17 protein-coding genes are annotated in these 21,299 nt (G+C 73.3%); 9 read left to right on the top strand and 8 right to left on the bottom strand.

Annotation, left to right across the window (positions count from 1 at the left end; all coding sequences use genetic code 11):
* Positions 1-7: 7 nt before the first annotated feature.
* Both ACIQZN_RS33565 and ACIQZN_RS33560 read right to left on the bottom strand, forming a co-directional pair.
* On the bottom strand, positions 8-826 hold the full coding sequence (locus ACIQZN_RS33565) for a PaaX family transcriptional regulator C-terminal domain-containing protein (RefSeq protein ID WP_404002236.1): 819 nt from the start codon (positions 824-826) through the stop codon (positions 8-10).
* A 4-nt stretch (positions 827-830) separates the two neighbouring features.
* Positions 831-2,468 carry an AMP-binding protein gene (locus ACIQZN_RS33560; protein WP_404002233.1) on the bottom strand — a complete coding sequence of 546 codons (1,638 nt, stop codon included), beginning with the start codon at positions 2,466-2,468 and terminating at the stop codon, positions 831-833.
* Between the two features lie 110 nt (positions 2,469-2,578).
* On the opposite strand from ACIQZN_RS33560, the gene ACIQZN_RS33555 reads away from it, so the two are divergent.
* On the top strand, positions 2,579-3,706 hold the full coding sequence (locus ACIQZN_RS33555) for an acyl-CoA dehydrogenase family protein (protein ID WP_404002230.1): 1,128 nt from the start codon (positions 2,579-2,581) through the stop codon (positions 3,704-3,706).
* Positions 3,703-4,104 carry a RidA family protein gene (locus ACIQZN_RS33550; protein ID WP_404002227.1) on the top strand — a complete coding sequence of 134 codons (402 nt, stop codon included), beginning with the start codon at positions 3,703-3,705 and terminating at the stop codon, positions 4,102-4,104. The genes ACIQZN_RS33555 and ACIQZN_RS33550 overlap by 4 nt, the downstream gene beginning before the upstream one ends.
* Positions 4,105-4,163: 59 nt before the next feature.
* Here ACIQZN_RS33550 and ACIQZN_RS33545 read toward each other — a convergent pair whose 3' ends face one another.
* From ACIQZN_RS33545 to ACIQZN_RS33525, 5 genes are read right to left on the bottom strand one after another with little or no spacing between them, the layout of a single operon-like run.
* The gene (locus tag ACIQZN_RS33545) at positions 4,164-5,297 is read right to left on the bottom strand and encodes an FAD-dependent monooxygenase (protein ID WP_404002224.1); all 1,134 of its coding nucleotides are present in this window, start codon (positions 5,295-5,297) and stop codon (positions 4,164-4,166) included.
* A 38-nt stretch (positions 5,298-5,335) separates the two neighbouring features.
* Positions 5,336-5,905 carry a GTP-binding protein gene (locus ACIQZN_RS33540; RefSeq protein WP_404002221.1) on the bottom strand — a complete coding sequence of 190 codons (570 nt, stop codon included), beginning with the start codon at positions 5,903-5,905 and terminating at the stop codon, positions 5,336-5,338.
* Positions 5,906-5,911: 6 nt separating this feature from the next.
* Entirely contained in the window at positions 5,912-6,334 is a 423-nt protein-coding gene (locus ACIQZN_RS33535) for a DUF742 domain-containing protein (RefSeq protein WP_079192913.1), read from the bottom strand.
* On the bottom strand, positions 6,331-6,768 hold the full coding sequence (locus ACIQZN_RS33530) for a roadblock/LC7 domain-containing protein (RefSeq protein ID WP_073966227.1): 438 nt from the start codon (positions 6,766-6,768) through the stop codon (positions 6,331-6,333). The genes ACIQZN_RS33535 and ACIQZN_RS33530 overlap by 4 nt, the downstream gene beginning before the upstream one ends.
* On the bottom strand, positions 6,765-9,539 hold the full coding sequence (locus ACIQZN_RS33525) for a nitrate- and nitrite sensing domain-containing protein (protein ID WP_404002217.1): 2,775 nt from the start codon (positions 9,537-9,539) through the stop codon (positions 6,765-6,767). The genes ACIQZN_RS33530 and ACIQZN_RS33525 overlap by 4 nt, the downstream gene beginning before the upstream one ends.
* A gap of 337 nt (positions 9,540-9,876) precedes the next feature.
* Between ACIQZN_RS33525 and ACIQZN_RS33520 the strand changes: the two genes are divergently transcribed.
* From ACIQZN_RS33520 to mnhG, 6 genes are read left to right on the top strand one after another with little or no spacing between them, the layout of a single operon-like run.
* Positions 9,877-12,786 (top strand): Na+/H+ antiporter subunit A, encoded by a 2,910-nt coding sequence (locus tag ACIQZN_RS33520; RefSeq protein ID WP_404002214.1) that lies wholly within the window; start codon positions 9,877-9,879, stop codon positions 12,784-12,786.
* On the top strand, positions 12,783-13,418 hold the full coding sequence (locus ACIQZN_RS33515; protein ID WP_404002211.1) for a Na(+)/H(+) antiporter subunit C: 636 nt from the start codon (positions 12,783-12,785) through the stop codon (positions 13,416-13,418). Before ACIQZN_RS33520 ends, ACIQZN_RS33515 begins: the two co-directional genes overlap by 4 nt.
* Positions 13,415-15,070: a Na+/H+ antiporter subunit D gene (locus ACIQZN_RS33510; protein WP_404002208.1), complete on the top strand. Its 1,656-nt coding sequence runs from the start codon at positions 13,415-13,417 to the stop codon at positions 15,068-15,070. Before ACIQZN_RS33515 ends, ACIQZN_RS33510 begins: the two co-directional genes overlap by 4 nt.
* A complete protein-coding gene (locus tag ACIQZN_RS33505; RefSeq protein ID WP_404002205.1) occupies positions 15,067-15,711 on the top strand; it encodes a Na+/H+ antiporter subunit E in 645 nt (214 codons plus the stop codon). Before ACIQZN_RS33510 ends, ACIQZN_RS33505 begins: the two co-directional genes overlap by 4 nt.
* Positions 15,708-16,043 (top strand): monovalent cation/H+ antiporter complex subunit F, encoded by a 336-nt coding sequence (locus ACIQZN_RS33500; RefSeq protein WP_404002202.1) that lies wholly within the window; start codon positions 15,708-15,710, stop codon positions 16,041-16,043. The genes ACIQZN_RS33505 and ACIQZN_RS33500 overlap by 4 nt, the downstream gene beginning before the upstream one ends.
* Positions 16,040-16,393: a monovalent cation/H(+) antiporter subunit G gene (gene mnhG / locus ACIQZN_RS33495; protein ID WP_404002199.1), complete on the top strand. Its 354-nt coding sequence runs from the start codon at positions 16,040-16,042 to the stop codon at positions 16,391-16,393. The genes ACIQZN_RS33500 and mnhG overlap by 4 nt, the downstream gene beginning before the upstream one ends.
* Positions 16,394-16,407: 14 nt before the next feature.
* On the opposite strand, the gene ACIQZN_RS33490 is transcribed toward mnhG, so the two are convergent.
* Positions 16,408-17,049, bottom strand: coding sequence for a hypothetical protein (locus tag ACIQZN_RS33490; RefSeq protein ID WP_404002196.1), 642 nt, complete (start codon positions 17,047-17,049; stop codon positions 16,408-16,410).
* 222 nt (positions 17,050-17,271) lie between these two features.
* Here ACIQZN_RS33490 and ACIQZN_RS33485 point away from each other — a divergent pair, with 222 nt between their 5' ends.
* Entirely contained in the window at positions 17,272-21,297 is a 4,026-nt protein-coding gene (locus ACIQZN_RS33485) for a molybdopterin-dependent oxidoreductase (RefSeq protein WP_404002324.1), read from the top strand.
* Positions 21,298-21,299 lie beyond the last annotated feature (2 nt).

Here is a 21,299-nt window from a genome sequence, read left to right as displayed (position 1 = left end):
GGCAGCGCTATTTCCGGTGCGCGAACTCCGCCCCCGCGTCCCGCAACCGCTCGTGCAGCGCCCGGAACACCTCGGCCGACCGGGCCCCCGGCCACGCGTCGGGCAGCAGTTCCCCGGGCAGCCCCGGGTCGGCGTAGGGCACCCGGCGCCAGGAGTCCAGCGCGGTGAGGTAGTCCCGGTAGGCCGCCTCCGGGTCCACCGCCGCGTCGCCGCGCGCCTCCCAGGCCCTGAGCACCGGCTCGTGGCGTTCCAGGAAGCCGTGGTGGAGCCGGGCCACCGCGTCCAGGTCCCACCAGCGGGCCACGGCGTCCCGGGTCGCGGAGAAGCCCAGGTGGTCACCCCGGAACAGATCGACGTAGGGGGCGAGTTCCAGCCGTTCCAGGGTGTGCCGGGTCTCGTCGTACAGCCCCGCCGGGGCGATCCAGACACCGGGGGCGGCGGTGCCGAAGCCGAGCCGGGACAGCCGCGAGCGCAGCAGGTGCCGCTTGTGGCGCTCCGCCTCGGGCACCGAGAACACCGCCAGCACCCAGCCGTCCGCCAGCGGCGGGTCCGGGTGGCGGTAGATGCGCCGGTCGCCGTCGTCCAGGAGCTGGCGGGCGTCCGCCGACAGCGCGTATCCGGCCGCCCCGTCCGCCGTGCGCTCGGCGACGAGCAGTCCCCGCCGCTTCAGCCGGGAGACGGACGAGCGAACGGCGGGCGCGTCCACGCCGACGGCGCCGAGCAGCCGGACCAGACCGGCCACCGGCATCGGGCCGTCGCCGGGGGTGCGTCCGTACGCCCCGTACAGGGTGACGATCAGTGAACGGGGGGTGTGCGGTTCGACCATGTGATCATTCTCGGCCCGGCGCGGGCCCGGCCGCACCGGGTTCCCCCGCGCGGAGCCTGAACCGTTGCAGTTTCCCCGTGGCGGTACGGGGGAGAGCCGGCAGGAACGTGATGCGGCGGGGGCACTTGTGCGGGGCCAGCTCCGCCCGCATGAACGTGCGCAGCTGGTCCGCCGTCAGCTCGGCGCCCTCGCGCAGGACCACGTACGCCGCCACGATCCGGCCGCGCAGCTCGTCCGCCTGCCCGACCACCGCCGCCTCCGCCACATCGGGGTGGCGCAGCAGGGCCTCCTCGACCTCGGGGCCCGCGATGTTGTACCCGGAGGAGATGATCATGTCGTCGGCGCGGGCCACGTACCGGAAGTAGCCGTCCGCGTCGCGCACATAGGTGTCGCCGGTGATGTTCCAGCCGTGCCGTACGTAGTCGCGCTGCCGTTCGTCCGCGAGATAGCGGCAGCCGACCGGGCCGCGCACGGCGAGCAGCCCCGGCTCCCCGTCCGGCACGGGCGCGCCGTCGGCGTCCACCACGCGGGCCTGCCAGCCGGGGACCGGGACGCCCGTCGTGCCGGGGCGGATCGTGTCGTCGGCGGCCGAGACGAAGATGTGCAGCAGCTCGGTCGCGCCGATGCCGTTGATGATCCGCAGCCCGGTCCGCTCGTGCCAGGCGTGCCAGGTCGCCTCCGGCAGGTTCTCGCCCGCCGAGACACAGCGGCGCAGCGCCGACAGGTCGTGCCCGTCGAGCTGGTCCAGCATCACCCGGTACGCGGTCGGCGCGGTGAACAGCACCGAGACGCGGTGCTCCGCCAGGGCGGGCAGCAGCTGCTTCGGGCCCGCCTGCTCCAGCAGCAGCGCCGACGCGCCCACCCGCAGCGGGAACACCACCAGACCTCCGAGCCCGAAGGTGAAACCGAGCGGCGGACTGCCCGCGAAGACGTCGTCGGGCCCGGGCCGCAGGACGTGCCGCGAGAAGGTGTCGGCGATGGCCAGCACATCGCGGTGCAGATGCATGCAGCCCTTGGGGCGGCCGGTGGTGCCGGAGGTGAACGCGATCAGCGCCACGTCGTCCGACGCGGTGTCCACCGCCCGGTACGGGCCCGGCCGGGCGGCCGCCAGCCGCAGCAGATCGTCCGGCGCCTCACCCCCGTACGCCGTGATGCGCAGCCCGGGCACCTCCGCCTGCGCCAGGTCCTCGACCGACCGCGCGTCGCACAGGGCGTGGCTGACGCGGGCGATCGAGCAGATCGTGGCGAGCTCGGACGCCCGCTGCTGCGCCAGTACGGTGACGGCGACCGCCCCCGCCTTCAGCACCGCCAGCCAGCAGGCGGCGAGGTGGGGCGTGGTGGGGCCGCGCAGCAGGACCCGGTTGCCGGGGACGACCCCCAGGTCCGAGGTGAGGACATGGGCGATCCGGTCGACGAGGCCCCGCAGGTCCCCGTAACTCAGCACCCCGCCGTCCGGCGTGCGGAAGGCGGGGCGGCCGGGGCCGAGGCGGTCGGCCGTGCGGTCCAGGAGCTCGGCGGCGCAGTTGAGCCGGTCCGGGTAGTACAGCTCGGGCAGCTCGAAGAGCAGGTCCGGCCACTGCTCCACCGGGGGCAGGTGCTCCCTGGCGAAGCCGTCGATGTGCGCTGAGGTTTTCGGGTCCATGAAGGATCGCCCCCTTGTCGCCCTTGGAGCGTATCGTTTGGGTGACGGTAGTCAACGGTCCGCGATAAAGATGCCCGGGAGCATTCGAATTCGACCAGAGAGGCGCCGGTATGACGGCATTCTCGCTCGATCCGGCCCAGACCGCCTGGTGCGAGGAGTTGCGCACCCTGGCCCTGGACCGGCTCGCCCCCATCGCCGCGCGCGGTGAACCGGGGCACGTCAACCGCCCGCTGCTCGCCGCCCTCGGCGAGCTGGGCCTCCTCGACCGGCTGTTCGGCTCGGGCGCCCTGGACCTCTGCCTGCTGCGCGAATCGCTCGCCCGGGGCTGCACCGAGGCCGAGACCGCCCTCGCGCTCCAGGGCCTCGGCGCCTTCCCCGTGCTCCGGTCCGGCACCCCCGCCCAGCGCGAGCGCTGGCTCCCCGGGGTCCGCGCCGGCCGCCACGTCGCCGCGTTCGCGCTCAGCGAGCCGGGCGCGGGCTCCGACGCGGGGGCCCTCGCGCTCGACGCCGCCCCCGACTCCGGCGGCTGGCGGCTGACCGGCGAGAAGTGCTGGATCTCCAACGCGCCGGAGGCCGACTTCTACACGGTCTTCGCCCGCACCACCCCCGGCGCCCGGGCCCGTGGCGTCACCGCGTTCCTGGTCCCCGCCGACCGCGCCGGGCTGACCGGCACCCCCCTGGACATGCTCTCCCCGCACCCGATCGGGGCCCTCGCCTTCGACGGGGTCCGCGTCACGCCCGACGATCTGCTCGGCGAGCCGGACCGGGGCTTCGCGGTCGCCATGGACACCCTGAACCTCTTCCGCCCCAGCGTCGGCGCCTTCGCCCTCGGCATGGCCCGCGCCGCCCTCGACGCCACCGTGGAGCACACCGCGACCCGGACCGCCTTCGGAGCGCCCCTCTCCGCCCTCCAGGCCGTGTCCCACCAGGTCGCCGAGATGGCCACCCGCACCGAGGCCGCCCGGCTGCTGGTCTACGCGGCCGCCGCCGCCCATGACGCCGGGGAGCCCGGGGTGCCGCGCCGGGCCGCGATGGCGAAGCTGTACGCCACGGAGACCGCGCAGTTCGTCGTGGACACCGCCGTCCAGCTGCACGGCGCCCGCGCCCTGCGCCGCGGCCATCTGCTCGAACACCTCTACCGGGAGGTCCGAGCCCCGCGCATCTACGAGGGCGCCAGCGAGGTCCAGCGCACGATCATCGCCAAGGAGCTGTACGCGAACCGGGAGCCGACCGCATGAGCCCGATCCACCGCATCAACCCGCACGAACTCTCACCGGCGTCCGGCTTCTCGCACGCGGTCACCGCGACCGGCGGGCGGCTTGTCTTCCTGGCCGGGCAGACCGCCCTGGACCAGCACGGCGAGGTCGTGGGCGACACCCTGCCCGAGCAGTTCGGGACCGCCCTCGGCAACCTCCTCACCGCCCTGCGCGCGGCGGGCGGCTCCCCGGCGGACCTCGCCCGGGTCACGGTGTACGCCACCGATGTCGCCGACTACCGGGCCAACGCCCCGGAGCTGGGCCGGATCTGGCGCCGGACGGCGGGCCGCGACTACCCGGCCATGGCGGTCATCGGCGCGGCCCGGCTCTGGGACGAACAGGCCCTGATCGAGATCGACGGCATCGCGGTCCTGCCCTGAACGACGTACGCCCCCGCCGCTCCCGGAAACCGGGCCCGGCGGGGGCGTAGCGCATCACGTCAGTACGGCTGCACCAGCACATGGGCCGCGCCCGGGATGCCGATCTTCAGCAGCTCGTCCTCCTCCGGCGTGGTCTCCCCGCCCGTCTCCTGCTTCAGCACCGCGCGGGACATCGCCTGCACCCACATGGCACGCGGACGGCGACGGGCCTCCCACACGTCCAGGGCCGTGTCGACGTCCGCCTCGGCGTCCAGCGACTCGGCGAGCACCTGCGCGTCCTCCACGGCCATCGCCGCGCCCTGCGCGATGTGCGGGGTGCTCGCGTGCGCCGCGTCACCGGCCAGGACCACCCGGCCCACGTGCCACGGCTCCTCGACCGTCACCTGGGAGATCCGCGAGTAGACGACCGCCTCCGGCCCGGTGACCTCGGCCAGCGCCTCGGCGACCGGGCCCGAGAACATCGCCAGCCGCTCCTTCAGCTGCTCGTGCGCCTTCGCCGGGTCCGGCCGGAAGTCCTCGGCCTCCGCGAAGACCGACCCCAGGTACATCAGCTCATCGGTGATCGGGGTGAGCAGCGCCTTCGCGGCCTGGCCCGCGGTGCCCATCACGACACCCCGCACCTGCTCCTGGCGGGGCATGGTGACGCGCCAGTTGGCGAAGCCGGTGTACTGGGGGGCGTAGCGGTCCCCGTACAGCCGGGTGCGCAGCGGCGAGCCGATGCCGTCGAAGCCGACGACCAGGTCCCAGCGGCCGGACGAGCCGTCGGACAGGGTGACGTCCACGCCGCTGCCGTCGTCGGTGAGCTCGGTGATGGTCGCGCCGAAGCGGATCTTCGCACCGGCCGAGGTGGCCGCCGCGCTGAGCACCCGGGCGAGGGCGGGGCGGGGGATGCCGTTGTTGGAGGGGGCGTCGCCCATGCGCGGCTGCGGTATCTCGGCCAGGGTGTTGCCGGCCGGGTCCGCGATGGTCAGCACCTCCCACTCGAAGCCCGCCGCCAGGCACTCCTCAAGCACCCCGATCTCCCGCATCACGTGCAGGGCGTTGGACGGCTGGATGATGCCGACGCCGAGGGCGTCGAGCTCGTCGCGGAGCTCGGCCACCTCGACGGTGTGGCCCCGCCGGGCCAGGGCGGTGGCGAGCGTCAGCCCGCCGATGCCGCCGCCGTGGATCAGGACGCGCAGAGGTGTTGCCATGTCGGATCTCTCCAGAGCGAGGAAGTAAGGGGAAGGGGTCAGCCCACCGCGACGGGCAGGCTCATCAGGTGGTCCACGAGGGCCAGCAGCACATCCCGGCCGAACGGCCGCTCGCGCACGTCGCCGACCAGCAGCGGCACATGCGGGTCCAGGTCCAGGGCGGCCCTGATCTCGTCCGTGGTGCGGGAGTTGTGCCCGTAGAAGCAGTTGATCGCGACGACGAACGGGATGTCCCGGCTCTCGAAGAAGTCGATCGAGGCGAAGCTGCTCTCCAGGCGCCGGGTGTCGGCGATCACGACCCCGCCGAGCGCCCCGTTGACCAGGTCGTTCCACATGAACCAGAAGCGCTCCTGGCCCGGTGTGCCGAACAGATAGACGACCAGGTCCTGGCTGACCGTGATCCGGCCGAAGTCCAGGGCCACGGTCGTCGTGTCCTTCTGTCCGACGCCGGCCAGGTCGTCCACGCCGATACTGGCCGTGGTCAGAAGCTCCTCGGTGCGCAGCGGGGCGACCTCGCTGACGGCCCCCACGAGGGTGGTCTTGCCGACGCCGAAACCGCCGGCTATCAGGATCTTGACGGCGGCGGGCGCCGCCTGACTGGTGGTCATCTTGGGTCAGAGTCTCCGGAGTCCGTCGCGAACAGCGGCCAGTACGCCCATGTCGGCGCCGCCGGACGCCCGGGCCACCGAGAGCGGGGCCCGGGCGATCAGGAGGCCGGTGGCGACCAGGTCCGCCAGAAGGATCTTGGTCACCGAGATCGGCAGGTCGAGGTCCGACGCGACCTCGGCGACCGCCGCGGGCCGGCGGCAGCGCTCCAGGATCAGCCGGTGCTCCGGCTGGAGCCGGCCCGGGCGGGCCGCCGCGCCGTGCTCGTCCCGCGGATCGTGCGCGGTGGTGAGCACGGTGATGAGGGTGAGGTCGTCCCGGTCGGGGGCCGTCCGGCCGCGGGTGATGGTGTACGGGCGCACCATCGTTCCCGCGGCGTCCTCGCCGTCGTCCTCGAAATCCCCCTGCCCGTAAGGCCAGTGGCCGGTCACGCCCGCGGCCTGTCCCCGGCGCCGAAGGCGTCGAAGTCGTCCCGCGCCGGGGTGCTGAGCTTCTGGCCGACCTGGAGGACGAGGTTGTGCATGGCGAGCGACATGATCTCGGCGTCCACCTCCTGCGAGGCGATGACGGCCAGGTGGGTGCCCTGGCCCGCCGAGATGATGAAGAGCCACAGATCCGCCAGCTCCACGATCACCTGGTGGACGCCGCCGCCGTCGAAGAGCTGGCCCACACCCCGGGCCAGGCTCTGCTGACCGGTGCAGATCGCGGCCAGCCGCTCGGCGTCGGGCCGCTCGATGGTGCGCGAGTGGCTCACCACCAGCCCGTCGTCCGAGAGCAGGACGGCGTTGATGGTCTCGGCCACCGAGTCGACCAGACCGTCGAGGAGCCAGTCGAGATCCTGGCGGGTGGCGGTTGTGCGTGTCATGTCCGTTCTTCTCTCGTGAGGTCGGGCTGCGTCGGCGGCTCGTCGGTGGCGCGGGCGGCGCGGGATCGGCGCTGGAAGGCTCCGATCGCCGCACCCGCGCGGTGCGGGGCGGTCCGGGGCGGCGGGTCCTCGGCCCTGACCCGCGGCCGGGCCGCGGCGGCCGGCGCGGCCGGGTCGACCCGGAGCTCGTCGGCGAGGCTGGCCTGACGCACCCGGCGCGGCAACGGCGGCTCCCCGAGCGGCTCCCCGAAGGGCGCGGCGGGAAGACCCGGCCCCGGCCCCGGCCCTGGCGCGGGCTGCGGAAGCGGTGCGGGCTGCATGGTCTGCGCGGGCGGCCCGGCGTGTGCGGGCGGCCCGGCGTGCGCGGGCGGCCCGGCGTGCGCGGGCGGCCCGGCGTGCGCGGGCGGCCCGGCGTGTGCGGCCGGTTCCGGCTGCGGGGGCAGGGAGACCGGGAAGCCGTCCGCGTCCAGCTCGCCCGTCAGATACGTGTCCGGGTAGGGCTGCCGCGGAGCGCCGTACGGCTCCGAGGGCTCCGGGTACACCTGGTGGGTGACCGGGTACTGCCCCTCGGCGGTCATGTACGGCTGCCCGGCGTCCGCGTACCCGCCGTGGTGCGCCGCCTCGTCCTGCCGGGCGCCCCCGTACACGTCGTCCCGCTGCCCGTACGCGTGCCCGTCCGGGCCGGCGTACGGCGCATCGGGCTCGGGTGCGGGAGCGGGCGCGTCCGGCGCGTGCAGGGCGGTGACCCCGGCGAGGGCCCTGCCCCGGCCCCGGCTGGGCAGCGCGTCGGAGTCCCGGAGCGGGGCGGTGGCCGGGGCGGGCTCCTCCGCCTCGGGGGCGGGGACGGCCACCGGACCGGCGTGCGGGCCGGGGACGGTGAGCGCGTCCGGGACCAGCACGACGACGCGGGTGCCGCCGAACGCCGACTGGCGGAACTCGACCCGCAGCCCGTGCTGGTCGGCGAGGCGCGCGATCACGTACAGGCCGAGGCGGATGTCGTCGGCGTGGGCCAGCACGTCCATCCGGGGCGGCCGGCTCATCAGCTCGTTGGCCGCCGCGAGCTGCTCCTCGTCCATGCCGAGCCCGCGGTCCTCGACCTCGATGGCCAGGCCCCGGCTCACCTGGGCGGCCCTGACCTCGACGGGACTGGGCGGCCGGGAGAAGGTGAGGGCGTTCTCGATCAGCTCCGCCAGCACATGGGAGACCGGTCCCACGGCCCGTGCCGCGAGCCACGGGGAGCCGTCCAGGTCCAGCACCACGCGCTGGTAGTCCTGCACCTCGCCCTGGGCGGACCGCATGACGTCCAGCAGCGGTACGGGCTTGCGCCAGCGCCGGTGCGGGGAGCCGCCCGCGAGGATCACCAGGTTCTCCTCGTACCGCCGCAGGCGGGCGGTGAGGTGGTCGAGGTCGAAGAGGCCGTCCAGGAGCTCCGGGTCCTCGTGCTCGCGCTCCAGCTGGTCCAGCTTCTTCAGCTGCTGGCCGATGAGTTGCTGGGTGCGGCGGGCGATGCGCTGGAGCAGCCGCTCGAAGCCCCGGTGCTGGTCGGCCTGGTCGACGGCGGCGCGCAGGGCGCTGGTACGGGCCAGGTCGAGCGCGTGGCCCAGCTGGGCCAGTTCGTCCGTCGTCCCGGCCTCGCCGCCGTCCCCGATCGCCCGGGCCTCGGCCTCGACGTCGATGCGCTCGCCCTTGCCGAGCCGTTCGACCACGTCGGGCAGCGCCTTCTCCAGCTCCTCGGCCCGCTCCTGGAGCCGGCTGATCCGGCGGCGCAGGTTGCGGGAGATCCGCCAGGTGAACCAGATGACCGCGACGACGGCGGCGAGGCCGACGACCGTGGTCAGGACCACCTTGATCAGGAGGGAGATGACACTGTCCTTGCCCTCCGCGACCACCACATCGGTGCGGTCCTCCATCAGCTCCACCAGCTGGGGCGTGAGCTCGTCCATCGCGCCGCGCCAGTCCGCCTCCTTCGCGCCGAGGGCGACGGAGCCGGAGGAGTCCGGGTCGGCCGGGCGCAGCACCCGGGTCTCCACCCGGGACTTGGCCTTCCAGGCGGCGGAGCCGAAGACCTCCTGCCACTTCGCCTTCTCGTCCGCCGGGAGATAGGGGACGACCTTCGTCGTGTACTGGAACGACTGGGCGGAGACGGCCTGCCGGACCTCCTGGAGCTCCGCGGTGCTCAGCCTGCCCTTCATCCAGCCACGGGCGAGCAGCGCGTCCGAGCGGGAGATCATCTCCTTGGCCCAGAACAGGTCCACCAACGGCTGCGAGATCGTGGTGATCCGGCCGTTGTCCACATGGCTGAGGGCCGTGAAGAGCCGCAGATCGACGGCGATCAGGTCCGTGTAGTAGCGGTACACGGCCTTCTGCTGGTCGTTGTCGCCCTCATCCACGAGGGCCCGCTGCGCCGGGAGTTGGGTGATCGCCGTACGGGCTTCGCCGACCGCGTCGCGTACCTCGCCGGGGGCGTCGTCGGTGTCGGTGTCGGACAGCGACTGGAAGCTGGTGATCGCCTTGTCGGTCAGCTTGCGCTGCTCGCGCAGGGCGTCGGTGGCGCCTCCCTTGCGGGCCAGTGCCTCGGCGCTGAGCCGCCGCTCCTCCTGGAGGTTGTAGTACACGATGTTGGACGGCTGGCCGGCCTTCTGGGCCAACTGCCCTTGAGCCGCTTGCTTCTGGAAGTCGAGCAGAGTCTGACCACTGGTGACGGCCCAGAGGGCGGCCAGGGCGACACCGGGGACGATTGCCAGTACGAGAAGGGCCGTCCGCAGCGCCATTGTGGTCGAGCTGCTCCGCCGTGACGCGCGCGTGCGCAGGGCATGCTCCTTGACGTGGTACCGACCTCACGGTCGGTCAAATCCGTTGAGAACCAGGACGGATAGATAGTAGTCACAGTGCAAAAAAGAAAAGGAAGTGGGATCACATGTTCAACATCTGGCACACACATGATCACCATGAAGCGGCGACGCGCGTTCCGATATGACCGGCCGCCCGGGGTGCGGCGGGTCGGACGGGTGAACCGGCGCCGGGGATATATCTGTATTTAGTGCCTTCTGTCTGTTCGGTAGCCCCGCACACCCCGCCGCCCGCCGCCGCACCCCGCCGCCACACCGTATGACCGCGCTCATCGTCGCCCACTTCGTCCTCGCGGCCTTCGCGCGCCCGCTGGTGCGACGGCTGGGCGCGCGCGCCTTCCTGGTCCTCGCGCTGCCGCCCGCCGCCACCACCTGCTGGGCGTTCACCCAGTGGGAGACAGCCGCCTCGGGCTCATCGGTCGACTGGTCCTGGGCCTGGATGCCCGACTACGGCGTCTCCGTGGACCTGCGCCTCGACGCGCTCGGCGAACTCATGGTCCTGCTCGCGTCCGGCGTCGGCACGCTCGTCCTGCTGTACTGCGCCTCCTACTTCAGCGACACGACACCCCGGCTTGCCGGCTTCGCCGGGAACCTCCTCGCGTTCGCCGGCGCCATGCTCGCCCTCGTCCTCAGCGACGACCTGATCTCCCTCTACGTCTTCTGGGAGCTCACCACCGTCTTCTCGTACCTGCTCATCGGATACGACAGCGAGCAGCGCCACAGCAGACGCTCCGCCCTCCAGGCCCTGACCGTCACCACGCTCGGCGGCCTCGCCATGCTGGTCGGCTTCCTGATCGTCGGTCAGGAGGCCGGGACCTACCGCATCTCCGAGATCCTCGCCGACCCGCCCCCGGCGACCACCGCCGTCGAGGTCGCCGTCCTGCTCATCCTGTGCGGGGCCCTGTCCAAGTCGGCGGTCTGGCCGTTCAGCCTCTGGCTGCCCAACGCCATGGCCGCGCCCACCCCCGTCAGCGCCTATCTGCACGCCGCCGCGATGGTGAAGGCCGGGGTCTACCTGGTCGCCCGGCTCGCCCCCGCCTTCGCCGACGTGCCCGGCTGGCGGCCCGTCGTGATCGTCTTCGGCGCCGCGACGATGCTCCTCGGCGGCTGGCGCGCCCTCCGGCTCAACGACCTGAAGATCGTCCTGGCGTACGGCACCGTCAGCCAGCTCGGCTTCCTCACCCTCCTCGCGGGCGTCGGCAACCGCGACGCCGCGCTGGCCGCCGCCGTCATGATCCTCGGCCACGCCCTCTTCAAGGCCCCGCTCTTCCTCGTCACCGGCATCGTGGACCACGCCGCCGGCACCCGTGACCTGCGCAAGCTCTCCGGCGTCGGACGCGCCCTGCCCCATGTGTGCGCCGTCGCCGTGCTCGCCGCCCTCTCCATGGCCGCCCTGCCTCCGATGCTCGGCTTCGCCGCGAAGGAGTCGGCGTTCGAGGCGCTGCTGCACGGCGACACGGCGGACCGCTGGGCGCTCGGCATCACGGTCGCGGGCTCGGCGCTCACCGTGGCGTACACCGCCCGGTTCATCTGGGGCGGCTTCCTGCGCAAACCCGGGGTCGCCGACACCCCCGTGCACCGGGTCGGCCCGGCCTTCCTCGCCGCGCCCGCCGCGCTCGCCCTCTGCGGGCTCGTCCTCGGTCCCGGCGTCGGCTGGACCGACCGGCTGCTCAGCGCCTACGCCGACGCGTTCCCGGCCCCCGCCCACCCGTACCACCTCGCGCTCTGGCACGGCTGGGGCACCGCACTCCTCCTCTCCGCCGTCGCCACCGCGGGCGGCGCGGTCCTCTTCGCCGCGCGCGACCGGGTCGCCCGGCTCTCCCGGCGCATCGCCTGGCCCACCGCCGACGGCGTCTTCGGCCAGCTCCTCCTGGGTCTGGAACGCCTCTCCCTCCAGGCCACCGGCTTCGTCCAGCGCGGCTCCCTCTCCGTGTACCTCGCGACGACCCTGCTGGTGATGCTCGCCGGACAGCTCTCCGTGTTCGTCGTGGACCGGCCCTGGCAAGGGGCTTCGGCGCCCCGGCTCTGGGACGTCCCGCTCCAGGGCGCGGTCGCCGCCCTGACCTGCGCGGCGGCCCTGCTCTGTCTCACCGTCAGACGGCGCATGAAGGCCGTGGTGCTGGCCGGACTGACCGGTTACGGGACTGCCCTGCTGTTCGTGGTCCAGGGCGGCCCGGACCTGGCGCTCACCCAGTTCTGCGTGGAAACCGTGTCCATGATCGTGTTCGTGCTGGTCCTGCGGCGGATGCCGGTGCACTTCCAGGAGTCGGTGAGCCCCTGGCGGCGGGCCGTGCGCATCCCGGTCGCCCTGGCCGCCGCCGCCACGCTCGGCGTGGTGGTCTGGGTCGCCGCCGCCGCGCGGACCGCGCCCGCGGCGGGCGCCGCCATGGTCGAGGAGACGGCGCACCACGGCCTCAAGGACGTCGTCGCCACGATCCTCGTCGACCTCCGCGCCTGGGACACCATGGGGGAGTCCGCCGTACTCGCCGCCGCCGCGATCGGCGTCACCAGCCTCATCTACCTGCACCGCCGCGCCGAGGGGACGGCCGCCCCCGCCGAAGTGGGCGGACACACCGCCTGGTCCGTGACCGCCGAGCCGCTGACCGGGGTGCCCCAGGGCGACGAGGGGGCGCCCGAGCGCGGCTGGCTGGCGGCCGGTGCCACGCTGGCACCCGAGCACCGGTCCGTGGTCTTCGAGGTGGTGACCCGGCTGCTGTTCCACCCGATCCTGGTGCTCTCGGTCTACCTGCTGTTCTGCGCCGAGAACATGCCGGGCGGCGGCTTCGTGGGCGGCCTCGTCGCGGGCCTCGCCCTGATCACCCGTTACCTCGCGGGCGGCCGCTTCGAACTCGCCGAGGCCGCGCCCCTGCAGCCCGGCCTCTTCACCGGGCTCGGCCTCTTCATCTCCACCGGGGTCGCCCTGATCGGCCTCTCGGACGGAACGGTCCTGCACGCCTGGACGTACCACGGCCACTGGCCGCTCGTCGGCGACTTCGAATTCGGCACCCCGGTCATCTTCGACTGCGGGGTCTACCTGCTGGTCCTCGGCGTCGTCCTTGACATCGTGCGGGCCCTCGGCGCCAAGATCGACCGGCAGATCGAGCGCGCCGCCGCCGAGAAGGCCGCAGCCCGCAGCGCCGGACCGGAGACCGGGGAGGCCACCCCGTGACCGTCAGCGCCTCGCTCCTCGCCACCGCCGCGGTCCTCTGCGCGGTCGGCGGCATCCTCATGCTGACCCGGCCCCTCACCCGCATCCTGCTCGGCGCGGTCATCGCGGGCAACGGCATCAACCTCTTCATCCTGTCCGCCACCGGCACGGCCGGCCGCGAACCCCTGCTGTACGGGGTCGATCTCGCCCGGGTCACCGACCCGCTGCCCCAGGCCATCGCGCTCACCGCGATCGTCATCACCCTGGCCACCACCGCGTTCCTGCTCGCCATGGCCTACCGCGGCCACCAGCTCACCGGCACCGACGAGGTCCACGACGACCTGGAGGACCGCCGCATCGTGCTCCGCGCCGAAGTCCTGGACGAGCGCGACGAACTGCGCGCCCGCTTCCGCGAGGACGGCGACCGCAGCGCCGAGGCCCGCCGCGCCTACCGCGACGAACGCCGCCGCCTCCGGGCCCGGCTGCGCGCCGACCGCGCCCTCCAGGCCCGGGGCCGCGACGCCACCGGCGACCTCTGGCACGACGTCCTGGGCGCGGACCCGGAGGACTACGCGAAGAACCCCGAGGACTCACAAGCCGAGGACCCACGAGGCCCCGGCCCCGACGCCCAGAACCCGGGAGGCACCGGATGAACGCCCTCGTCCCGCTGCCGGTGCTGCTGCCGCTCTGCGCGACCGGCCTGAGCCTCGCCTTCGGCACCCGGCTCAAGCAGATCCAGCGCCTCGTCAGCGTCGCCGTGCTCACCGCCGTACTCGGCCTCTCGATCGCCCTGATGATCGCCGCCGACACGGACGGGCCGCTCTCCGTGCACCTCGGGGACTTCGCGCCGCCGCTCGGCATCACCCTGGTCGCCGACCGGCTCTCCGGGCTGATGCTGACGGTCTCCTCCGCCGTCACGCTGTGCGTCCTCGTCTACTCCCTGGGCCAGGGCATGGCGGACCGGGACGAGGAGACACCCGTCGCCGTCTTCCACCCCGCGTACCTGATCCTGGTCGCCGGCGTCTCGTGCACCTTCCTCGCCGGAGACCTGGTCAACCTCTACGTCGGCTTCGAGATCATGCTCGTCGCGAGCTTCGTCCTGCTGACGCTCGGCGGCACCGGTCCGCGCATCCGGGCGGGCTCCACGTACGTGATCATCTCGCTGTTCTCCTCGATGCTCTTCCTGACCGCCATCGCCATGACGTACGCGGCGACCGGCACCGCCAACTTCGCCCAGCTCGCGGAACGCCTCGGCGCGCTCCCGCTGGGCGTCCAGACCTTGATCCAGGCCATGCTGCTGACGGTCTTCGCGATCAAGGCGGCCGTCTTCCCGCTCGCCGCCTGGCTGCCCGACTCCTACCCGACCGCGCCCGCCCCCGTCACCGCCGTCTTCGCCGGACTGCTGACCAAGGTCGGCGTCTACTGCATGCTGCGCACCGAGACCCTGCTCTTCCCCGGCAACCGGCTCGGCGACCTGCTGATGGCGGCGGCCCTCGCCTCGATGATCGTCGGCATCCTGGGAGCCGTCGCACAGACCGACCTCAAGCGGCTGCTCTCCTTCACCCTCATCAGCCACATCGGCTACATGGTCTTCGGTATCGGCCTCGCCACCCGGGACGCGTACGGCGGCGCGATCGTCTACGTCGTCCACCACATCACCGTCCAGACCACGCTGTTCCTGGTCGCCGGGCTGATCGAACGCCGGACCGGCACCACCGAACTCACCCGGATCGGCGGCATCGCCCGGGCCGCGCCCGCCCTCGCCGTCCTCTTCTTCGTGCCCGCGATGAACCTCGCCGGCATCCCGCCGCTCTCCGGCTTCATCGGCAAGCTGGGCCTGATGCGCGCCGGTGTCGCCGACGGCGGGGTGTGGGCCTGGATCCTCGTCACCGGGGCGGCCGTGACCAGCCTGCTCACGCTGTACGTGATGGCCAAGGTCTGGAACCTCGCCTTCTGGCGGGCGGCGCCCCCCGGCCAGGCCGCCACCGGCACGGTCCTGGAATCGGACGACGACAGCGACGACGACGATGCCGACGAGGGCCCCGACCGGATGGCGGGCACCGGCGACGAGGGGGTCCGCGTCCGCCACCAGCCCGCCGGGCTCGCCGTCGCCGCCACGCTCCACGGCCACGCCGTCACCACCACCAGCGTGCTGCCCCGCCCGATGACCTGGGCGACGGCCGCCGCGGTCGGACTCGGCCTCGCCTTCACCGTGTTCGCCGGACCGCTCACCTCGTACACCGACCGTGCCGCGACCGAACTCATCGCCCGCACGCCGTACACCCAGGAGGTGCTGGGCCGGTGAAACGCCTCGTCACCTTCTCCTTCCGGAACAAGGACCTGCCGCCGTTCAGCGCCGCCTTCGGCGCCCGGGGCCGCCGGGTGCTGGACCTGCCGCTGATCGCCTGGCTCACCGTCATCTGGGTGCTGCTCTGGTCCAGCCTGAACTGGGCGAACCTGCTCACCGGGGCCATGGTCGCGGTGGTGGTCTGCCTGGCTTTCCCGCTGCCCAAGGTCGACCTGGGGCTGCGGCTGCACCCCTGGGGCATCCTGCGCCTCGCCGGCTATCTGCTGTTCGACATGTACACCTCTGGCGTGAAGGTCACCCGGCAGATCCACGGCGGCCGTTCGCGCCGTGCCGCCGTCATCGCCGTACCGTTGCGCTGCCGCTCCGACCTGATGCTCGCCGCGACCGCCGTCACCGTGCAGAACGTGCCCGACGGCTCCGTGGTCGAGGTCCGCCGCGCCACCGCCACCGTCTTCCTGCACGTCCTGGACGCGGGCGACCCGGCCGAACTGGAAGCCGCCCGGCGCTCCGTGTGGCGCCTGGAGGAGCTGACCGTACGCGCCTTCGGCACCCGCGACGAGATCGAGCGGGTCGCCGCCCCGCCCCCGGACACCCCGCACACCGGCGCACAGCCGGGAGACCAGGAGGAGCGGCCATGAGCGCGCCCCAGACCGTGGACCGGGTGCTGCTCGTGGCGGCCGTGGTCCTGATCCTCGTCGCCGGCGCGCTGCTGCTCGCGCGCATCTGGCGCGGGCCCTCGATGCTCGACCGGGCCATCGCGCTCGATGTCTGCGCCGCGCTCATCATCGCCGGGCTCGGCGCCAAATCGGCGTTCGCCCGCGACCCCTTCTACTTCCCGATCATGCTGGTCCTGGCCTTCCTCGGCTTCACCGGCTCGGTCGGTATCGCGCGCTTCATCGCCGTACGCGACCGGCCGCCGGGCCATCCGTACGGGGAGCGGGCCCGGAACGGCGGGGAGGAGAGGCCGTGAGCGTCTGGCTCCAGATTCTGGACACGGCGGGCGCGGCGCTGGTGCTGATCGGCGCCGCGATCTGCCTCCTCGGCGTCGTCGGCATGCTGCGGCTGCCGGACGTCCTCTCCCGCAGCCACGCCGCGACCAAACCGCAGGCGCTCGGCATGCTCATCGTGCTCGCCGGGGTCGCGCTGCGGCTGCGCAGCGGCATGGACCTGGCGACGCTGGCGCTGATCGGCTTCTTCCAGCTGATGACGGGCCCGGTCGCCGCGCACCTCGTCGCCCGCTCGGCGTACCGGACGGGACAGGTCGACCACGCGGAACTGCTCTTCGACGACCTGGACGAACAGCTCACCGAGGAGACGTAGCGGGCGGCCGCCGCTCAGTCCGTCAGGAACGCGCCTTCGCGGCAGGGGCGGCAGACGAAGACGTAGCCCAGCCGACCGCCGAGGTTCATCGCGGTCTCCCGGGTGATCCCCTCCTCCAGATGGGCCGCGAACTCCATCGTGCCCGAGCAGGAGGGGCACGCGGGCACCCGGTCGTCCTCCAGGTATGAGGGACTGCCGCCGAGCGAGCCGAGCACCTCCCGCTGCTTCCCGAACCGCTCTCCGGGTTCCCGCCGCCACCCCTCCCGGCCGAGGTCGTACGCGTCGGGCAGGACGTCTTCGTCGCAGTCCTCCGGGTCGACCGTCACGACCTGGGTGCGGATGGCCGAGACCACCGGCAGGACCGTCAGCCCGTTCTCCGGTACGGTGACCGGCCGCAGCCCCTCCCGGGGGAACAGATGGACCCGGTTGGCGCGGGACCCGGCTGCCCAGAACTCGCACGCGCCGGGGTCGTTCTGGCACACGAACACCGACAGGACGCCGTCCTCGACGGGAAGGTGCGCGAAGAACTGCAACGGCCCCCCACAGCCGCACACGGGCCAGGTGAAGCCCGCGGGAGCCAGCGGCACGCCACCGGTACGCGGGACGTCGGAGCAGGCCGCCACGGTGCCGTCGTAGATCATCAGATTGGTCTGCATGGAGAGAGGCTACGGGCGGCTCTTCTCACACCCCCGGCCCGCCCGGTGTGCGACGAGCGTTACCGCCCATGATCGGCCGGTGCCACACCGGCGTAACGGCGCCTTTCTACCGTCGGGGCACGATCCGATTCACGGAAGGTCTCCCCGGTGCCCCCACAGAGCTCGTCGGCCGACGCCACTCAGGTCCGTACGGTCTGCTCGTACTGCGGGGTGGGCTGCGGCATGGTCCTCGACATCGCGGCCGGACCGGACGGACGGCGTACGGTCCGCAAGGCGTCCGGCGACAAGGCGCACCCCGCCAACGCGGGACGGCTCTGCACCAAGGGCGCGACCACCGCCGACATGCTCGCCGCGCCCGGCCGGCTGACCACCGCGCTGGTGCGGCCGGAGCGCGGCGCGGAGCCCGTACCGGTGGGCGTGGACGAGGCGGTGACGTCCACCGCGCGGCGGCTGCGGGCGGTCATCGACACGCACGGACCGGACGCCGTCGCGTTCTACGTGTCCGGGCAGATGAGCCTGGAGGCGCAGTACCTCGCGAACAAGCTGGCCAAGGGGTTCGTCCGCACCAACCGCGTCGAGTCCAACTCGCGGCTGTGCATGGCGAGCGCGGGCAGCGGCTACAAGCTGTCGCTCGGCGCCGACGGGCCGCCCGGCTCCTACGACGACCTGGACCGCGCGGACGTCTTCCTCGTCATCGGCTCCAACATGGCCGACTGCCACCCGATCCTCTTCCTGCGCCTCCTGGACCGCGTCAAGGCGGGTGCCAAGCTGATCGTCGTGGACCCCCGGCGCACCGCCACCGCCGACAAGGCCGACCTCTTCCTGCGCGTCAACCCCGGCACCGACCTGGCCCTCCTCAACGGCCTCCTGCACCTGCTCCACGCGAACGGGCACACCGACCCCGCGTTCATCGCCGCGCACACCGAGGGCTGGGAGGAGATGCCGGAGTTCCTCGCGGACTACCCGCCCGCCACCGTCGCGGAGATCACCGGCATCCCGGAGGACGACCTCCGGCAGGCCGCCCGGTGGATCGGCGAGGCGGGGGAGTGGACGAGCTGCTGGACGATGGGGCTCAACCAGTCCACGCACGGCACCTGGAACACCAACGCGCTGCTCAACCTCCACCTGGCGACGGGCGCGATCTGCCGCCCGGGCAGCGGCCCCCTCTCGCTCACCGGCCAGCCCAACGCGATGGGCGGGCGCGAGATGGGCTACATGGGCCCGGGGCTGCCGGGTCAGCGCTCGCTCCTGGACGACGAGGACCGCGCCTTCACCGAGGAGCTGTGGGGCCTGGCCCCCGGCACCCTGCGCAAGGACGAGTGCGGCCGGGGGACGGTCGATATGTTCGAGCGGATGGCGGCCGGTGACATCAAGGCGTGCTGGATCATCTGCACCAACCCCGTCGCCTCCGTCGCCAACCGCCGCACCGTCATCGAGGCCCTGGAGGCCGCCGAACTCGTCATCACCCAGGACGTGTTCGCCGACACCGAGACCAACGCCTACGCCGACGTCGTCCTGCCCGGTGCCCTGTGGAGCGAGGCGGAGGGCGTCCTCGTCAACAGCGAACGCAACCTCACCCTCGCCCGCCCCGCCGTCGAGCCGCCCGGCGAAGCCCTCGCGGACTGGCGGATCATCGCCCGTATCGCCTGCGCCATGGGGTACGAGGACGCCTTCACGTACGGGAGTGCCGAGGAGGTCTTCGAGGAGATCAAGCGCGCCGCCAACCCCCGCACCGGCTACGACCTGCGGGGCGTGACGTACGAACGGCTGCGCACCGCCCCCGTCCAGTGGCCCGCGCCCACCGCCGACGGGCCCGACCGCAACCCCATCCGCTATCTCGACCCGGACGGCGGCGGACCCGTCTTCCCGACCCCGACCGGGCGCGCCCGCTTCTTCGGCCGTCCGCACATCCCGGCGGCGGAGATGCCGGACGACGACTACCCCTTCCTGCTCAACACCGGCCGGGTCCAGCACCAGTGGCACACCCTCACCAAGACCGGCAAGGTCGCCAAGCTCAACCGGCTCGACCCCGGACCGTTCGTGGAGGTGCACCCCGAGGACGCGGCCCGCCTCGGGCTCGCGGAGGGCGACTCGGTGGAGGTGGAGTCCCGGCGCGGGCGGGCCGTGCTGCCCGCCGTGGTCACCGACCGGGTGGCCCCGGGCTGCTGCTTCGCGCCCTTCCACTGGAACGACCTGTTCGGCGAATACCTCAGCGTCAACGCGGTGACCGGCGACGCCGTGGACCCGGTCTCCTACCAGCCGGAGTTCAAGGTGTGCGCGGTGACCCTGACGAAGGTGGCGGCGGCGCCTCTTCCCGTGCCGGCTCCGGTGGAGACCGCGTCCGCCTCGGCACCGGTGGAAACCGCGACCCAGGCGTCTCCCGAAACCGCCGCCGTCTTCGGCCTGGAGACCACCCCGCCCCCGGTCCTCGCCGAGCACGAGCGCCAGTACCTCGTCGGCTTCCTCGCCGGGCTGCCCCTCGGCGCTCCCGGCGTCCCCGTCCTCCCGCCCGGCGCGCCCTTCAGCGCCGAGCACGCCCGCTGGGTCAACGGCGTCCTGGCCGGCATGTACTCGCGCACCGGGCCGCCCGCCGACGCCCCCGCGCCCGTCCTCGCCGCTGCCGACGCACCCGGCCGCGAGGTCGTCGTGCTGTGGGCCTCGCAGACCGGCAACGCCGAGGAGTTCGCCGTCGCCACCGCCGACCGGCTCAGCGCCACGGGCCTGCGCACCCGGCTCCTCGGCATGGACCAGGCGGACCCGCGCGCCCTGCCACCGGCCGCAGACCTCCTCCTGATCACCAGCACCTTCGGGGACGGCGACGCGCCGGACAACGGCTCCGGGTTCTGGGAGGCCCTGACGGCCACCGACCTCCCGCCCCTGGACGGCAGGCGGTACGCCGTACTGGCCTTCGGCGACTCCTCGTACGACGACTTCTGCGGACACGGGCGGCGGCTCGACCTGCGCCTGGACGAGCTGGGGGCCGTCCGCCTCGCCCCCCGTACCGACTGCGAGCCCGACTACGAACCGTCCGCGCTGAGCTGGCTCGACCAGGTCCTCGCCGGGCTCACCGCCCCGCCGGCCGAACCGGCCCCCGCACCCCCGCCCGCCCCCGCCCCGGTCCGCACCCCGAAGCCCGCGCCCGTCACCGCCCGGCTGGCCGGCAACCGGCTGCTCGGGCTGCCCGGCTCCGGCAAGGAGGTCCGCCGCTTCACCTTCGACATCAGCGGGACCGGGTCAGCCCTGGAGTACGCGGCCGGGGACGCGCTGGGCGTCCACGCCGCCAACCACCCGGACCTGGTGGCCGAATGGCTCTCCGTCACCGGCCTCGACGCCGACGCCGAGATCGAGGTCTCCGGCCTCGGCGGCCTCCGGCTCGGCGACGCGCTCCACACCCGGCTGGACATCACCCGCCTCACCCCCGCCCTCCTCGGCTTCGTCACCGAACGCACCGGGGACCGGGAGCTGAAGAAGATGCTGCGGCCCGACAACAAGGGCGAGCTGGCCCGCTGGTCCTGGGGCCGCCAGGCCGTCGACGTCCTCGGCGCATACCCGGTCAAGGCCACCCCGGAGGAGTGGGCCGGCCTCCTCAAACCCCTGCAACCGCGCCTGTACTCGATATCGTCCAGCCCGCTCACCGACCCCGACCGCCTCTCCCTGACGGTCTCCGTCGTCCGCTACGAGAACACCCGCGGCCGCCCCCGCGCCGGTGTCTGCTCGCCCTTCCTCGCGGACGCGGACCCCGACACCCGCGTCCCGGTCTTCGTCCGCCGCGCCCCGCACTTCCGGCCACCGGCCCGCCCCGACGCACCGATGGTCATGGTCGGCCCCGGGACCGGCGTCGCCCCCTTCATCGGCTTCCTGGAGGAGCGCCGGGCCCGCCGCGACCCCGGCCCCAACTGGCTGTTCTTCGGGGAGCAGCACCGGGCCACCGACTTCTTCTACGAGGAGGAGCTGACGTCCTTCCTCGCCGACTCCACCCTCACCCGCCTGGACACCGCCTTCTCGCGCGACCAGCGCGCCAAGGTCTACGTACAGGACCGGATGCGCGAGCACGGCGCCAAGCTGTGGACCTGGCTGCGCGACGGGGCCCACTTCTACGTGTGCGGCGACGCGGCCCGGATGGCCAAGGACGTCGACCGGGCGCTGCGCGACATCGCCGTCGCGCACGGCGGGCTCGATCCGGAGGCCGCCGCCCTGTACGTGAAGCAGCTCGCCGCCGACAAGCGGTACGTGCGGGACGTCTACTGAGG

It is taken from the genome of Streptomyces sp. NPDC097595 (assembly GCF_044761525.1).
Lineage (GTDB): Bacteria > Actinomycetota > Actinomycetes > Streptomycetales > Streptomycetaceae > Streptomyces > Streptomyces drozdowiczii_A.
The sequence above is the reverse complement of the archived record's forward strand: the minus strand, read 5'-3'. Positions and strand labels throughout refer to the sequence as shown.

What these genes read in the sequence shown, in the direction of transcription:
- ACIQZN_RS33565 (WP_404002236.1), bottom strand. Translation starts at nt 826, where the DNA reads ATGGTCGAACCGCACACCCCCCGTTCACTGATCGTCACCCTGTACGGG.
- ACIQZN_RS33560 (WP_404002233.1), bottom strand. Translation starts at nt 2,468, where the DNA reads ATGGACCCGAAAACCTCAGCGCACATCGACGGCTTCGCCAGGGAGCAC.
- ACIQZN_RS33555 (WP_404002230.1), top strand. Translation starts at nt 2,579, where the DNA reads ATGACGGCATTCTCGCTCGATCCGGCCCAGACCGCCTGGTGCGAGGAG.
- ACIQZN_RS33550 (WP_404002227.1), top strand. Translation starts at nt 3,703, where the DNA reads ATGAGCCCGATCCACCGCATCAACCCGCACGAACTCTCACCGGCGTCC.
- ACIQZN_RS33545 (WP_404002224.1), bottom strand. Translation starts at nt 5,297, where the DNA reads ATGGCAACACCTCTGCGCGTCCTGATCCACGGCGGCGGCATCGGCGGG.
- ACIQZN_RS33540 (WP_404002221.1), bottom strand. Translation starts at nt 5,905, where the DNA reads ATGACCACCAGTCAGGCGGCGCCCGCCGCCGTCAAGATCCTGATAGCC.
- ACIQZN_RS33530 (WP_073966227.1), bottom strand. Translation starts at nt 6,768, where the DNA reads ATGACACGCACAACCGCCACCCGCCAGGATCTCGACTGGCTCCTCGAC.
- ACIQZN_RS33525 (WP_404002217.1), bottom strand. Translation starts at nt 9,539, where the DNA reads ATGGCGCTGCGGACGGCCCTTCTCGTACTGGCAATCGTCCCCGGTGTC.
- ACIQZN_RS33520 (WP_404002214.1), top strand. Translation starts at nt 9,877, where the DNA reads ATGACCGCGCTCATCGTCGCCCACTTCGTCCTCGCGGCCTTCGCGCGC.
- ACIQZN_RS33510 (WP_404002208.1), top strand. Translation starts at nt 13,415, where the DNA reads ATGAACGCCCTCGTCCCGCTGCCGGTGCTGCTGCCGCTCTGCGCGACC.
- ACIQZN_RS33500 (WP_404002202.1), top strand. Translation starts at nt 15,708, where the DNA reads ATGAGCGCGCCCCAGACCGTGGACCGGGTGCTGCTCGTGGCGGCCGTG.
- ACIQZN_RS33490 (WP_404002196.1), bottom strand. Translation starts at nt 17,049, where the DNA reads ATGCAGACCAATCTGATGATCTACGACGGCACCGTGGCGGCCTGCTCC.
- ACIQZN_RS33485 (WP_404002324.1), top strand. Translation starts at nt 17,272, where the DNA reads ATGGTCCTCGACATCGCGGCCGGACCGGACGGACGGCGTACGGTCCGC.